We start from the raw sequence: 14,342 nt of genomic DNA on the forward strand, positions 1-14,342 counted from the left end.
CCAAAAGCGGGGCCCCCGCCTTCGCGGGGGCGACGAGGTTAGGTCAGGGACTTGGCCCCGCTGCCCTCGATCACGCCTTCGCCATCTCGTTCAGCGTCACATAGTCCAGCTTGCCGGTGCCCAGCACAGGCAGGGCGTCCAGCACGCGGATTTCACGCGGGATCATTAGTTCGGCAATGCCGTTGGCGCGGCCCCATTCCTGCAGCGCCTTGTGATCGGCGCCCTTGGCCGTGGTGTAGAGCACCAGTTGCTCGCCCTTCTTCGCATCGGGCCGGGTGACTACGGCGCTTTCGGCGTCGGGCCAGACTTTGGCGGCATAACCCTCGACGGCGGGCAGCGAGACCATTTCGCCGGCGATCTTGGCAAAGCGCTTGGCGCGGCCGCGGATGGTGACGAAGCCGATCTCGTCGATGGTGACGATATCGCCGGTGTCGTGCCAGCCCTCGGCGGGCGGCTGGAGTACGCCGGGTTCGCTGGCCAGCAGGTATCCGGCCATGACGTTGGGCCCGCGTACATAGAGACGGCCGCCCTCGGCGATGCCGGGCACCTCTTCAAGCCGCGCTTCCATCGCCGGAAGCATCCGGCCGACGGTGCCCGCCTTGAAGTGCATCGGCGTGTTCACCGCGATCACCGGCGCGCACTCGGTGGCGCCATAGCCTTCGAGGATGCGCAGGCCGAACTTGTCGGCATAAGTGCGCCGGGTTTCCTCACGCACCTTCTCCGCACCCGCGAAGATGTAGCGCAGCGAGTAGAAGTCATAGCTGTGCGCCATGCGGGCATAGCCGGAGAGGAAGGTGTCGGTGCCGAACAGGATCGTGGCGTTGGCGTCGTAGGCGAGCGCGGGCACGATGCGGTAGTGCAGCGGGCTGGGATAGAACACGGTGCGGATGCCGTTCAGCAGCGGCAGCAAAGTGCCGCCGGTCAGCCCGAACGAGTGGAACACCGGCAGCGCGTTCAGCACCACGTCGGCAGGGTTGAAGTCGATCCGCGCGGCCAGCTGCGCGCAGTTGGAGAGCAGGTTGCGGTGGCTGAGCACCACGCCCTTCGGCGCGCCCTCGGAGCCTGAGGTGAACAGGATCACCGCCGGCGCCTCGGGCGAAACCTTGCGGCGGGCATGACGGCTGGCGGCAAGGCGGCCGGTCAGCATATGCCAGAGCTTGGCGCCGGTGCCGATCTCTGCGGCCAAGTCTTCGAGGTAGAGCACTTTGCGACCGTCCGTCTCCAGCGCGGCGATCACGGCTTCCAGCTTGCCCTGTTCGACGAAGGCGCGCGCGGTGACCACGGTTTCGATCTTCGCCGTGGCGCAGGCGGAAACGAGGCTGGCCTGACCCACCGTGAAGTTCAGCATCGCAGGCACGCGCCCCTCGGCCTGCAGCGCGAAGAAGGCGAGGGCGACGCCGCTGACGTTCGGCAGCAGCAGGCCCACCGCTTCGCCGGGGCGGGTGCGATAGGCGAGCCGCTCGCCCAGCAGTTCGGCGCCCAGGATCAGGCGGTTGTAGGCGAGCGGCGTGCGCTTGATATCCTCCACCACCTTGGTCTTGCCGCCGTGGACCGCGCGCGCTTCGCAGAGCGCGGCGAACAGCGTGCGATCGGTGTGGCTCGTGTCGAAGATCATCCGGCTCATCTCGTCATAGAGACGGCGGCCGGCGATGGCGCGGCGCTGGCGGGCGGTCATCTCGCCCTCGATGGAGAAGCGGCGCGCGGGCAGCACTTCGATCGAGACTTTGGGGAACCAGCGCTGGCGGACCTTGCCCTTGAGGTGGGAGAAGGGCGTGTACTGCGGCCCGTCGAGGCGGACGGGGATGATCGGCGCGGCGGCCTTGTCGGCCACCATGCCGGGGCCGTCGAACACTTTCATCAGCGCGCCGGTCACGGTGATGCGGCCTTCGGGGAAGATCACCAAGGTGCGGCCTTCCTTGACCGCGCGGACCATGGCCTTGGCCGCCATCGGATTGGTGGGATCGACCGGGAAGGCGCGGAACAGCTTGAGGAAGGGCTGGATCCACCAGCTTTTGGCAATCGCGGTGTGGACCGCGAACGTCGGCTTGCCGGGCAGGAAGGCGCCCAGCAGCAGGCCGTCGAGGTAGGAGAGGTGGTTGACGACGACGACCGCCGGTTCACCGGGCTTGGGCATGTTCTCGATACCGGTGATCTCGACGCGGTAGAGCATGCGCAGCACCGCGCGGATCACCGCCTTGAACAGCGTTTCGGGCAGCAACCAGATCGAGATGACGGCAACCACCAGCGTCGCGAAACCGAGCACGCCGATCACGCCGGGCACGCTAACGCCGCTACTCAGCAGCACCGCGACAATGCCTACGGCCGCCACGGTCATGCCGGCGTTGAGGATGTTGTTGGCGGCGATCACTTGCGAACGTTCCTCGGGCGCCGAGTGGATCTGGAGGATCGCGTAGAGCGGCACGATGAACATCCCGCCGGAGAAGGCGATGATGACGAGGTCCGCGAAGATCTTCCACGACTGCGGGTTGGAGACGAACTGGCGCACATCGGCATCGATCACCGTGGGCACGAAAGCGCGGGTGGAGAGCCAGAGGTCGATCAGGCCGATGGCCAGCATCAGCGCGCTGACCGGCACGTAGCGGGCGGAAACTTCGCCCTTCAGCATGCGGTTCACCGTCATCGAACCCAGCGCGATCACCACCGAGAATACGACCAGGAACAGCGTCGCCACTTCCTTTTTCGCCTGCAGCGTGTCGGAAACGAGGGGGACGAATTCGGTCAGCAGGATCGCGCCGGCCGTGAAGAACCAGCTGATGCCCAGCACCGCCAGCCAGACGCCGCGCCCGCGATGGGCGGCGACCAGCACGGCCCAAGTACCGCGCGCGATGTTCCAGTCGATCGGGTGCCCGTCGCGGCTGGGCGGTGCGGGCGGGATCGCCTGCGCGGCCAGCCAGCCCAGCACCGCAATGCCCATGGCGACCAGACCGGCTTCCCACGGCACGACCTGCCCGGCCAGCAGCTGGCCGCCCAGAATGGCCAGGAAAGTGCCCGCCTCGATCAGGCCGGTGCCGCCCATGACTTCGCGTTCGCCAAGGTGCTGCGGCAGGATCGAGTACTTCACCGGGCCGAACACGGTGGAATGCAGACCCATCAGGAACAGGCTGGCGAGCAGGACCGTGATCGATTCCCACGCGAAGCCGACAAGCGCGAGGCCCATGATCCCCACTTCGGCCAGCTTGATCCAGCGGACCAGCTTCGCCTTGTCGATCCGGTCCGCAATCTGGCCGGCGAGGGCGGAGAACAGGAAATAGGGCAGGGTGAACAGCCCCGTCGCCACCACCGACAGCATTCCCGCCTTGTCCGGCGCATCGCGCAGCAGACCATAGTTGGCCAGCAGCAGCATCGCGTATTTCAGCAGGTTGTCGTTGAAGGCGCCCAGGAACTGGACGCAGAACATCGGCGCGAAACGCCGCTTGGTAAGCAATGAAAAGTCTGGTGCCGCCACGCCCGTATCCCCTGTTTGAATGCGCTGTCTGGACTTCAAGGACTTTGCGGAGGGTTAAGCCGCAGGCGATTCGTTATCGCCATGACGGTGATGACACGAAATTGAACGTCGTTCAATTATAAAAAGACAGCGTTCAATTGTAGCGTGCGGCTTGGCGCTGGACGGCAGCCGATGGGGTTGGGGATCAGTCCTGTTCGACGGCGTGGTGCGTCGGCCAGTCGATCAGGCCGATCACGGTATCCACGAAAGTCTCGCGGTCGCGCAGGGTGGGGCGCTGCGGGCGCATCAGCACGTCGGAACGATAGCCGACCATCGCTGAAACCGTCATCAGCGTCAGCCGCTCGGCCTCTTCGTGCGAGAAGCGCGTTTCGAAGAACTTGGTCACGCAGGCGCGAAACTTGGTGGGGCCGCGTTCGTAGAACATCTCGTTGATTTCGGGGAATCTTTCTCCCTCGCTGACGACGAGACGGAAAATCTGCACCGAATTCTCGCGCAGCAGGCAATCGAGGAATCGCAGGCAGGCGCGCCGCAGGGCCGGGTAGGAAAAGGTTTGCCCGGTCAGCACTTCGTCCACGTCCTTGGAAAAGGCTTCCACCTTGTCGTCCACCACGGCGGCGAAGAGTTCTTCCTTGGAATTGAAGTGGGCCCAGAGCGTGGCCTTCGATCCGCCCAGTTCGTCGGCAATGGCGGACATGCTGGTGGCGGCATAGCCGCGCTCGAAAAACGAACGCGTCGCCACCTGGACGATCTCCGCCCGCTTCCTGGCCTTGTTGAGTTCTCTCTTACCCGTACATGCTGTCATAGTACTGCATAGTACGCTTTTCGATTGACAGGGGCAAGGTCAAGGAGGATAAAAACTGTACTGATGAGTACGATCCCGCTCCCCCGAGTCGCGGCAGCATCCATGCTGGCCGTCGGCCTTTCGCTATCCGCCTGCGCGGTGCCCGACCTTGGGCCGAAGCCGCAGTTGCGGACTCCTTCAACGCTGGACAGCACCCAGTCACTATCTGGGTCACTTTCTGCCGGTGAGGCTGCCCAGTGGCCCCAGCAGCAGTGGTGGACCGCCTATGGCGATCCGCAGCTTGACGCGCTGGTGGCCGAAGCCATTGCCGGCTCGCCGGATGTCGCCGCCGCACAGGCACGCATCCTGCAGGCTCGCGGCGCCGCCCAGGTGGCCGGCGCGGCGACCCTGCCGAGCCTCAATGGCCAAGGCTCCGCCGGCATGGCCAAGCAGAGCTATAACAACGGCATTCCCGCCGATTTCGTTCCCAAGGGCTGGAAAAGCACCGGCGATCTGGCGCTTTCGGGCGATTTCGACCTCGACCTCTGGGGCAAGAACCGCAAGGAACTCGCCGCCGCGACGTCCGAACGCATGGCCGCCGAGGCTGATGCGCGGCAGGCCGAACTGATGCTCTCGTCCAACGTCGTATCCTCCTACTTCGACCTTGCCCGCCTGATCGCGCGGGGCGAAGCGCTGAAGGATGCCGTGAAGGCCCGCCAGACGCTTGTGGATCTCACCGGCCAGCGCGTGCAACAGGGCCTCGATCAGGAAGCGCCGCTGCGCCAGTCGGAGGCGCTGGCCGCTTCCGCCCGCGTCGCGCTGTCGCAGAATGACGAGCAGATCCTGCTGCGCCGCCATGCGCTTGCCGCGCTGCTGGGCGCTGGGCCGGACCGCGGACTCTCGATCACGCCCACCGCGATCGGCGCGATCCCGGTCGCTGCGGTTCCCGCCGATGCCGGCATCAACCTGCTCGGCCGTCGTCCCGACATCGTCGCCGCGCGGCTTCGTGCAGAGGCGGCGGACAAGCGCATTGGTGCCGCCAAGGCCGCCTTCATGCCGGACATTTCGATTTCGGGCCTGATCGGCCTGCAATCGCTGGGCCTGTCGAACCTGTTCAAGAGCGGGTCGACCTACGGCAACGGCACCGGCGCGATCAGTCTGCCGATCTTCCAGGGCGGCCGCCTGCAGGGCGACTATCGCCAGGCGCGCGGCGGCTATGATCTGGCTGTGGCGGACTACAACTCCGCCCTGATCGGTGCGCTGCAGGAGGTTGCCGACGCATTGGCAAGCCGCAATGCCGCACAGGATCAGGACCGGGCCTCGGCAGACGCTGCCTCCAAGTCCACCCGCGCGCAGGACCTTGCGTTCCAGCGCTATCACGGCGGCATCGGCAATTACCTCGATGCCCTGACCGCCCAGACCACCGCGCTCGATGCGCAGCAGCAGGCGGTGGACGCCCATTTCCGGACCCTGTCCGAAGACGTCGCGCTGAAGCGCGCGCTCGGCGGCGGTTACGAAGACAATTCCAGCAAGAAGGCCCCCGAAAATGACTGACGAAGCGCAGGGTTCGCCTGCTGAAAACGCTGGAGACGGTAGCGTGCTGGGCAAGGACCGCCGCAAACCGTTGCTCGTGGGCCTCGGTGTCGCCGTGGTCGTGGTCGCGGTGCTCTATGGCGCCTATGACTTCTTCATCGGCAGCCGCTCGGTCTCTACCGACAATGCCTATGTCGGAGCCGACAACGCGCAAGTGACGCCGCTGACTTCGGGCCGCGTGGTCGAAGTGCTGGTTACCGATACGCAGCCGGTGAAGAAGGGCCAACTGCTGTTCCGCATCGAGGATTCGGATCAGCGCATTGCCCTTGAACAGGCCGAAGCGGAACTGGCCTCTGCGCAGCGCACCTATGGCCAGTCGCTGGCCAACAACCGCGCCCTGGGCGCCTCGGCAGACGCCAGCGACGCGCAGATCAACTCTGCCAAGGCCAAGCTGGCTTCGGCGCAGGCGACGCTGTCCAAGGCGCAGGCGGACTATTCCCGCCGTGCCGCTCTGGTCGGTTCGGGTGCGGTTTCCGCCGAAGACCTGACCACTGCCCGCGAGGCGCTGGCTTCGGCGAAGGCGAGCGAGGGTGAGGCCCGCGCCGGGCTGGCCCAGATGCAGGCCAACTCGATCAGCGCCCGCCGCCAGGAAGACGCGGCCGTTGCCATCACCAAGGGCACCACGCTCGATACCGCACCGCAGATCCGCCAGGCCCAGGCCAAGGTCGATCAGGCCAAGCTCGATCTGGAACGCACGATCGTGCGCGCCCCGATCGACGGCGTGATCGCCAAGCGTGCGATCCAGGTCGGCCAGAAGGTCCAGATCGGCGCCGTCGCCATGACGGTGGTTCCGGTCGCGCAGCTCTATGTCGATGCCAACTTCAAGGAAACGCAGCTGGGCAATGTCCGTCCCGGACAGAAGGCCACGCTGACTTCCGACTTCTACGGCTCCGGCGTGACGTTCCACGGCAAGGTGGTGGGCTTCTCCGGCGGCACCGGTGCGGCATTCTCGCTGATCCCGGCGCAGAACGCGACCGGCAACTGGATCAAGGTGGTGCAGCGCCTGCCGGTGCGTATCGAACTCGATCCCAAGGAACTGCAGCAGCACCCGCTGCGCGTGGGCCTGTCGATGGACGCCGAAGTCCACCTGACGGACGCTGACTGATGGCTAGCGCTCCCCCAACTGCTGGGGCGGGCGATAGCGGCACCTTTACCGGTGCGAAATTGCTCATCGCCGGCTTCCTGCTGGCGATGGCCAACTTCGTCGTCGTGCTCGACATGACGATCGCCAACGTCTCGATCCCGCACATTTCGGGCGGCCTTGGCGTCTCGGTGTCGAACGGCACCTGGGCGATCACCTCCTACGCCGTGGCAGAGGCGATCTGCGTGCCGCTTACGGGCTGGCTCGCCGGGCGCTTCGGCAGCCTGCGCGTGTTCCTGCTCTCGCTGATCGGGTTCGGCGTGTTCTCCGCGCTTTGCGGCATTGCGCATACGTTCCCGCTGCTGGTGCTGTTCCGTCTGGGGCAGGGTTTCTGCGGTGGCCCGCTGATGCCGCTGACGCAGACGCTGCTGCTGCGCATCTTCCCCAAGCACATGCATCCCCGCGCCATGGCGATGTGGGCGATGACGGTCGTCACCGCGCCGATCGCGGGCCCGATCGTCGGCGGCTACATCTCCGATAACTGGTCGTGGGAATGGATCTTCTTCATCAACGTGCCGATCGTGGCACTGGTCTTCTTCGGCCTGTTCACGATGCTGCGCGGGATCGAGACGCCTACCCGCAAGCTGCCGATCGACGTCATCGGTCTGGCCCTGCTGATCGCCTGGGTCGGTGCGTTCCAGATGATGCTGGACCTTGGGCGGGAGCGGGACTGGTTCGGTTCGCCGTTCATCGTCGCGCTGGCGGTGATCGCGGTGCTGTTCTTCATCGCTTTCGTGATCTGGGAACTGACCGAGGATCACCCGGTTGTGGACCTGAAGGTCTTCCGTCACCGTGGTTTTTCGGCGGCGACGTTCTCGCTCACCATCGCCTTCGGCACCTACTTCGCCTCGGTCGTGGTGATCCCGCAGTGGTTGCAGACCTCGATGGGGTACACTGCCACGCAGGCGGGTGAGGCCATGGCCTTCTCCGGCGTGCTGGCGGTCTTCGCATCACCCTTCGTGCCCAAGCTGATGCAGCGTTTCGATCCGCGCCTGCTGGTGTTCCTGGGCATCTCGTGGATCGGGATCTGTGCGATCTTCCGCACCAGCTGGTCTACCGAAGTGCCGTTCTGGACGATCGCCTGGCCGCAGCTGGTGCAGGGCGTCGGCGTCTCGCTGTTCATGGTGCCGCTGACGACCATCAGCCTGGCCTCGGTCGATCCGGATGAAACGGCGGGCGCGGCGGGTATCGCCAACTTCGGCCGCACGCTGGCCAGCGCCATCGCCACGGCTCTGGTGACCACCACCTGGGAAGACATGGGCCGCGCCAACGGGGCGGACATGGCCGCATCGATGAACGGCGCACAGCAGACGGTGGATCAGCTTCAGGCCGCCGGCTTCTCCATGGAGCAGGCGCGCCAGACGCTGGCCAACCTCGTCAACGCGCAAGGCACGGCGCTGGGCACCGTTCACGTCTTCGCCCTGTGCGCGATCCTGCTGTTCATCGCAGCATGCACTATCTGGATTGCACCGCGTCCCCCGCGTGGTGCGAAGCCGGCTTCCGGCGGGCACTAACCGCCTTAGCCTGCCGACCGGCCAGCCGCCGACGCCTCCCCCCTCTATCCCTGGCGTCGGCGGCTTTTTTGTGGGGTGCGCCTTCGACATCCGTCGAAGGCTTGCGGCACCGGCCCACTCCCGTCCCGAAGAATACGAAAAGGTCCGGGGGACCTTTTCGCTGAGGGGGCCGACCTCCCAGATTCTACCCCGTAGGGGAGGTCGGGTGGGGGAGTGGGCTGGTACCGCAGGACAGGTGGGCGCTTTTACCCGTCGTCCCCGCGAAGGCGGGGACCCCCCTTTTCTTCCGCCGTCAGCCGTCAGCCGTTCCGCATTGCGCCAGCACATCGGCGGCCAGCTCTTCCAGCTTCAGTTCGGCATCCACCGCGCCGGCCTCCACTGCCGCAGCCGGGGCCTGCGGAACCGTGGCGGTGCCGCGATCCTGCGCCAGCGTGCGGCACCCCGCCGCCTGCAGCAGCTTCAGGCCTTTGGCGCCATCCTCGCCCATGCCGGTCAGCACCGCGCCGATCGCCGGCAGTCCACCGCGTGCGATCGTTCCGAACAGCAGCGTGGCGGAAGGGCGGAAGCCCTCCACCGGATCGCGTTCCACCATGCGCAGCTTGGCCGGACTGCCGGGTTCGACGATTACGTGCTTGCCCGGATTGAACGCGATGTGGACGGTGCCCGGCGCCAGTTCCGCCCCGTCCGCCGCAGCCTTCACCGCGCAGGCGCAGTCCTTGTCGGCACGCGCTATGAACATCTCGGCCAAGGCCGGCTCGGTCTGGAGGATGATGACGGTGGGCGGGCAGTTCTTCGGATAGTGCGCCAAGACTTCGGTCAGCGCATCCACGCCGCCCATCGATGTGCTGAACGCGGCGATCTTGCCGTTGGGCGCATAGCCGCCCGCGCTCGCCCCTTCCGCTTTCGGTCCGCGATGGCGCGGCCGATCGCGCACGTTCGAATTGGCGGCGGCGATCACGATCTTGCCCAGCTTGCCCACCGTCTTGGCGAACTGTTCGGGCGTGGCCTTCAGCGGCTTGGGAAAGCATTCCACCGCCCCCAGTTCGAAGGCTTTCAGCGATGTTTCCGTGCCGCTCTGGGTAAGGGCGGAAAGCATCACCACCGGCATCGGGTTGGTGGTCATGATCTCTTCCAGAAATTCGATCCCGCTCATCCCCGGCATCTCCACATCCAGCGTGACGACGTTGGGGCGCAGTTCGGCGATCTGGTCGCGGGCCTCCGCCGCGCTGGCAGCGGTGCCGACGACGACGACGTTCTTGGATTGCTCCAGCACGTCGCAGAACAGCGCGCGCATCGCGGCTGAATCGTCGACCACCAGGACGCGGGCGTCATGCATGAGGGGTTCGCCTTTCGGATTGAGACCGAAAGTTCCGATAGCCCCCAGCCTGAGACCAATTCCCTTAGCCGCCATAAGGGCATCGCCTGAGTTTGCGGCAAACGCCGTGTTGGCATCGTCGTGGATAGGACAGGGCGTTCAGCGCGCCCCTTCGCATCCAGTGCGGGGCGGCCGGGGCCACTTAAAAACGGGGATTTGCATGACCAGCATCACTTTGCCGGCTCGCTGCGACCGGGCCGCCGCCGAAGCGCTCTGGCCCGAACTGGTGGCTGCCGTGGGCGATGCGCCGATGCAGATCGACGGCACCGGCGTCGCGCATGTCGGCCAGGCGGTGCTGCAATTGCTGGTTTCCGCCCGGCGCAGCGGGGCAGGCGCGCGCATCACCGCATCGCCGGCGCTGGAGGAAGCTGCACGGTTGACCGGTTTGAACGCCGAACTGTTCGAGGAGCCCGCGCTGTGAGCCCCGAGGAAATCCAGCAGATATTCTTCGCCGAGTGCGAGGAATCGCTGTCCGCCGCCGAAGCGGGCCTCGCTGCCTGCCGCGAAGGCACGCAGGATGCCGATACGGTGAACGCGGTGTTCCGCGCGGTCCATTCGATCAAGGGCGGGGCAGGAGCCTTCGGTTACACCGCGCTTCAGGCCTATACGCATACGTTCGAGACGCTGCTTTCCGACGTGCGCGAGGGTTTGGTGGCGATCGAGCCGAAGCTGGTCGATCTACTGCTGCGCGCGCTCGATACCCTGTCCGACCATGTCGAGGCGGCGCGTGAGGGCGGGGCACCGCCGCCCGATGCTGCGCTGATTGCGGAGATGGAAGCGTCGATGGCGGCAAACGGGGCCGGAGCGGCGCACAAGGCTGCATCGGAGCCCGAGCCCGAACCGGAGCCCGCCTCTGACAGCGATGACGATTTCGGCCTCGATCTCGATGCTTTGCTCGATGATCTCACCGGCGGCTTCGATGCGCCGAAGGCCACGGAAGCCGACCGCTGGAATGTCCATCTCCGCCCCCGCGCCGCCGCCATGCGCAATGGCAGCGAGCCGCTGTTGATGTTGCGGGAGGTTGTGGCGCTGGGCGGGCAGGTCGAGCGGTGCGACGCCCTACCGGTGCCCCCGCTGGATAGCCTGAATGTTTCCGAGGGCTATCTGGGTTGGACCTTCTCCATGCCGCAGGACGTGGCCGAGGATGCCGTGCGCGATATCTTCGATTTCATCGGAGACGATTGCGCGCTGGCCTTCGGCATGGATGAGGACATTCCGCCGGTCGAACTCTCGCTGCCCATTGCCGAACCCGTCGCGCCGGAACCGGCATGTCCGTCGGCTTCCGGCCCTCAGTCTGCAACACAGAGCGCCCCCCAGCCTGCATCCCAGTCCACCACTCAATCTTCGGCGGCATCGACGCCACCGCCGGTCGCCACCGGTCAGTCGATCCGGATCGACTTGTTCAAGCTGGACCGTCTGATCGACCTCGTGGGCGAACTGGTGATTGCGCAGGCCATGCTGGACCAGCGGCTGGAAGGCGCCGGCGTTACCGCCACCGAGGAGCTATCGCTGCTGGAAAGCCTGACGCGGGACATTCAGGAAAGCGCGATGTCGATCCGCGCGCAGCCCATCGGCAGCGTGTTCAGCCGCGTGCCGCGCATCCTGCGCGATCTGGCCGCGACCACCGGCAAGCACGTGAAGCTGGACGTTTTCGGAGAGACCACCGAACTCGACAAGACCGTGATCGAACGGCTGGGCGAGCCGCTGACGCACCTGATCCGTAACGCGGTGGACCACGGCATCGAAACGGCGGAAGAACGCATCGCCGCCGGCAAATCGCCCGAAGGCACGTTGACGCTTTCGGCCGAGCATCGTTCGGGCCGTATTCTCATCTCGATCGGGGACGACGGCGCCGGGATCAACCGCGAACGCGTGCTGGCCAAGGCAATCGAGAAAGGCATCGTCAGCGCCGAGGCGCAGCTTTCCGCCGAGGAGATCGACAACCTGATCTTCGCCCCCGGCTTCTCGACCGCGCAAGTGGTGTCCAACATTTCCGGCCGGGGCGTCGGCATGGATGTGGTGCGCCAGAACGTGAAGGATCTGGGCGGGCGCATCACCATCGAAAGTACGCCCGGCAAGGGCACGACCTTCATCCTCACCCTGCCGCTGACGCTGGCGATTTCGGACGGGATGATCGTCAACGTGGGCGATCAGACGCTGGTCGTGCCGCTGGCGCATGTGGTGGAAAGCCTGCGCCCCGAAGAGGGTGCGGTGCAGGGTCTTGGTTCCAGTCAGGCCATGCTCAATGTGCGCGGGCGGTTCATTCCGGTGATCGCGCTGAAGGATGCGCTGGGATCGCCGCTGGGCGCGACTTCGCCCGAAGAAGGCGTGCTGGTGGTCGTCGATACCGAAAGCGCCGGGCAGGCCGCGCTGCTGGTGGACGATATCCAGGACCAGCGGCAGTTCGTGATCAAGAGCCTGGCCACCAATTTCCGCGTGGTGGAAGGCGTCGCCGGGGCGACGATCCTGGGCGACGGGCGCGTGGCGCTGATCGTCGATGTCGACAGTCTGGTGGCCTGCGCGCTGCCGCCGCAAGATCGGCCCCCATTCGACAAGCCCGGCCATGAAAGACACGCCGCGTGACCGCACCGGCGCTCACCATGGACCCGATCCCCGGCATCAGTCCGGATATCTACAGCGCGCGCGATTTCGCTGCGGTGTCCAAGATCGTCTATGACGAAGTCGGCATCGTGCTGCCGCAAGGCAAGGCGATGCTGGTCTATTCGCGACTGGCCCCGCTGGTGCGCTCCACCGGTTCGGTCAGCTTCGGCCGATACATCGAACTGATGCGGATAGACGCAGAGGAACTGGCCCGCGCGGTGGCCGCGCTGACCACCAATCACACGTTCTTCTACCGCGAGGCGCATCATTTCGAGCACCTCGCCAGCGAAGTGCGCCCGCATCTCATTCGCAAGCTGAAGGCCGGCGAACCGGCGCGCCTGTGGTCGGCAGGCTGTTCCAGCGGGGAGGAAACGTGGTCGATGGTCATGACCCTGCTTGGTCCGGACCGCGCGCAAGGGCTGGATCTGGCGCGGCGCGATCTGGCGGTGCTGGCCAGCGACATCGCGCCCCATGCGCTGGCCAAGGCGCGGGCGGCGACTTACGCGGCCAAGGACGTAGAGCCGGTGCCCGCCGACTTGCGCACGGTGTGGAGCAGCACGCGGGGGGACGAGACTACGATTGCCGATCCGGCACGCGCGATCGTGCGTTTCCGCCAACTCAACCTGCATGGCAATTGGCCGATGAAGGGCCGGTTCGATGCGATCTTCTGCCGCAATGTGATGATCTATTTCGATGGCCCCACCAACGAGCGGCTGGTCGCCCGCTATGCGCAGGCGCTCAACCCCGGCGGCTATCTCTACATCGGCCATTCCGAACGCGTGACCGGGCCCGCCGCCGCCATGCTGCGGCTGGTCGGCCCCACCATCTACAAGAGGAACGAGGCGTGAGCATCCGGGTCCTGATCGTCGACGATTCCGCCACCATGCGCGCGATCCTGATGTCGCGGCTGAGCGAGCAGCGCGATATCGAAGTCGTCGGCACCGCGTCCGACGCGGCGGAGGGGCGGGCGCTGATCAAGCGGCTCGATCCCGACGTGGTCACGCTGGATATCGAGATGCCGGGGATGAACGGGCTCGATTTTCTGGAAAAGATCATGACCCTGCGGCCGACGCCGGTGATCATCGTGTCCGGCGCCACGCAAGAGGGCAACGATGTCACCGCCCGGGCGCTGGGGCTGGGGGCGGTGGGCTGCTATTCGAAGTACGATCCCACCGGCAAATTGGCCCTGCAGGACGGCGGCGAGCTGGCCGAACTGATCCGCGATGCCGCGCAAGTGAAGTTCCACAAGCCCGGCAAGACCGCGCCGGTGGTGGGCGAGGAAAGCCGGCGCTCGATCCGGCGCGATACTCGCCTGATCGCAATCGGCGCCTCTACGGGAGGTGTGGAGGCGCTGCAGGTGCTGCTGCGCGAGTTTCCCGTCGATTGCCCGCCGACGATGATCGTCCAGCACGTGAACCCGCGCTTCGCCCCGGCCATTGCCCGCACGCTGGATCAGGCCGGCCCGGCGCAGGTGCAGGTGGCGGAGCCCGACATGCCCTTGCTGCCCGGGCACGTCTATCTGGCGGCCACGGCCGATCATCACCTGACCGTGCGCGGCGGTTCTACGCTGACGACGCGGCTGCGGCGCGGGCAGGCGATCAGCGGCCATGTGCCCAGCGTCGATGCGCTGTTCGCTTCCGTGGCGAAGGAGGTGGGGCCGGGAGCGGTCGGCATCCTGCTCACCGGCATGGGGCAGGACGGCGCGCGCGGGCTGCTGGCGATGAGCGAGGCGGGCGCGCACACCATCGCGCAGGACGAGCAGACATGCACCGTGTTCGGGATGCCGCGCGCGGCGATCTCGCTGGGGGCGGCGCGGGTTGTCGCCCCGATCGGACGCATCGCTCGCCATGCGTTCAACAAGGCGGCCTGAG

General features: G+C 66.2%; 10 protein-coding genes. 7 read left to right on the top strand and 3 right to left on the bottom strand.

Annotated elements, in window-relative coordinates:
- Positions 1 to 70: 70 nt before the first annotated feature.
- Entirely contained in the window at positions 71 to 3,466 is a 3,396-nt protein-coding gene (locus ACZ1JC_RS16190) for an acyl-[ACP]--phospholipid O-acyltransferase (protein WP_465135891.1), read from the bottom strand.
- 184 nt (positions 3,467 to 3,650) lie between these two features.
- Entirely contained in the window at positions 3,651 to 4,205 is a 555-nt protein-coding gene (locus ACZ1JC_RS16195) for a TetR/AcrR family transcriptional regulator (protein WP_465135890.1), read from the bottom strand.
- Positions 4,206 to 4,331: 126 nt separating this feature from the next.
- Between ACZ1JC_RS16195 and ACZ1JC_RS16200 the strand changes: the two genes are divergently transcribed.
- From ACZ1JC_RS16200 to ACZ1JC_RS16210, 3 genes are read left to right on the top strand one after another with little or no spacing between them, the layout of a single operon-like run.
- Positions 4,332 to 5,801 carry an efflux transporter outer membrane subunit gene (locus ACZ1JC_RS16200; RefSeq protein ID WP_465135889.1) on the top strand — a complete coding sequence of 490 codons (1,470 nt, stop codon included), beginning with the start codon at positions 4,332 to 4,334 and terminating at the stop codon, positions 5,799 to 5,801.
- Positions 5,794 to 6,945, top strand: a complete 1,152-nt coding sequence (locus ACZ1JC_RS16205) for an EmrA/EmrK family multidrug efflux transporter periplasmic adaptor subunit (RefSeq protein WP_465135888.1) — start codon at positions 5,794 to 5,796, stop codon at positions 6,943 to 6,945. The genes ACZ1JC_RS16200 and ACZ1JC_RS16205 overlap by 8 nt, the downstream gene beginning before the upstream one ends.
- Complete coding sequence (locus ACZ1JC_RS16210) at positions 6,945 to 8,495, top strand: DHA2 family efflux MFS transporter permease subunit (protein ID WP_465135887.1); 1,551 nt, start codon at positions 6,945 to 6,947, stop codon at positions 8,493 to 8,495. The genes ACZ1JC_RS16205 and ACZ1JC_RS16210 overlap by 1 nt, the downstream gene beginning before the upstream one ends.
- Positions 8,496 to 8,787: 292 nt before the next feature.
- On the opposite strand, the gene ACZ1JC_RS16215 is transcribed toward ACZ1JC_RS16210, so the two are convergent.
- Positions 8,788 to 9,831: a chemotaxis protein CheB gene (locus ACZ1JC_RS16215; RefSeq protein ID WP_465135886.1), complete on the bottom strand. Its 1,044-nt coding sequence runs from the start codon at positions 9,829 to 9,831 to the stop codon at positions 8,788 to 8,790.
- Between the two features lie 199 nt (positions 9,832 to 10,030).
- On the opposite strand from ACZ1JC_RS16215, the gene ACZ1JC_RS16220 reads away from it, so the two are divergent.
- Genes ACZ1JC_RS16220 through cheB form a run of 4 tightly spaced genes read left to right on the top strand, consistent with a single transcriptional unit; the run spans position 10,031 to position 14,341 of the window.
- Entirely contained in the window at positions 10,031 to 10,291 is a 261-nt protein-coding gene (locus tag ACZ1JC_RS16220) for an STAS domain-containing protein (protein ID WP_465135885.1), read from the top strand.
- On the top strand, positions 10,288 to 12,453 hold the full coding sequence (locus ACZ1JC_RS16225) for a chemotaxis protein CheA (protein ID WP_465135884.1): 2,166 nt from the start codon (positions 10,288 to 10,290) through the stop codon (positions 12,451 to 12,453). The genes ACZ1JC_RS16220 and ACZ1JC_RS16225 overlap by 4 nt, the downstream gene beginning before the upstream one ends.
- Positions 12,450 to 13,319: a CheR family methyltransferase gene (locus ACZ1JC_RS16230; protein WP_465135883.1), complete on the top strand. Its 870-nt coding sequence runs from the start codon at positions 12,450 to 12,452 to the stop codon at positions 13,317 to 13,319. The genes ACZ1JC_RS16225 and ACZ1JC_RS16230 overlap by 4 nt, the downstream gene beginning before the upstream one ends.
- Positions 13,316 to 14,341, top strand: a complete 1,026-nt coding sequence (gene cheB / locus ACZ1JC_RS16235) for a chemotaxis-specific protein-glutamate methyltransferase CheB (protein WP_465135882.1) — start codon at positions 13,316 to 13,318, stop codon at positions 14,339 to 14,341. The genes ACZ1JC_RS16230 and cheB overlap by 4 nt, the downstream gene beginning before the upstream one ends.
- The last annotated feature ends 1 nt before the right edge of the window (position 14,342 follow it).

The organism is Sphingomonas sp. BL-S-28, from assembly GCF_055521515.1.

Coding starts and splice junctions, on each gene's coding strand:
- ACZ1JC_RS16215 (WP_465135886.1), bottom strand. CDS start 9,831: ATGCATGACGCCCGCGTCCTGGTGGTCGACGATTCAGCCGCGATGCGC.
- ACZ1JC_RS16205 (WP_465135888.1), top strand. CDS start 5,794: ATGACTGACGAAGCGCAGGGTTCGCCTGCTGAAAACGCTGGAGACGGT.
- ACZ1JC_RS16220 (WP_465135885.1), top strand. CDS start 10,031: ATGACCAGCATCACTTTGCCGGCTCGCTGCGACCGGGCCGCCGCCGAA.
- ACZ1JC_RS16210 (WP_465135887.1), top strand. CDS start 6,945: ATGGCTAGCGCTCCCCCAACTGCTGGGGCGGGCGATAGCGGCACCTTT.
- ACZ1JC_RS16200 (WP_465135889.1), top strand. CDS start 4,332: ATGAGTACGATCCCGCTCCCCCGAGTCGCGGCAGCATCCATGCTGGCC.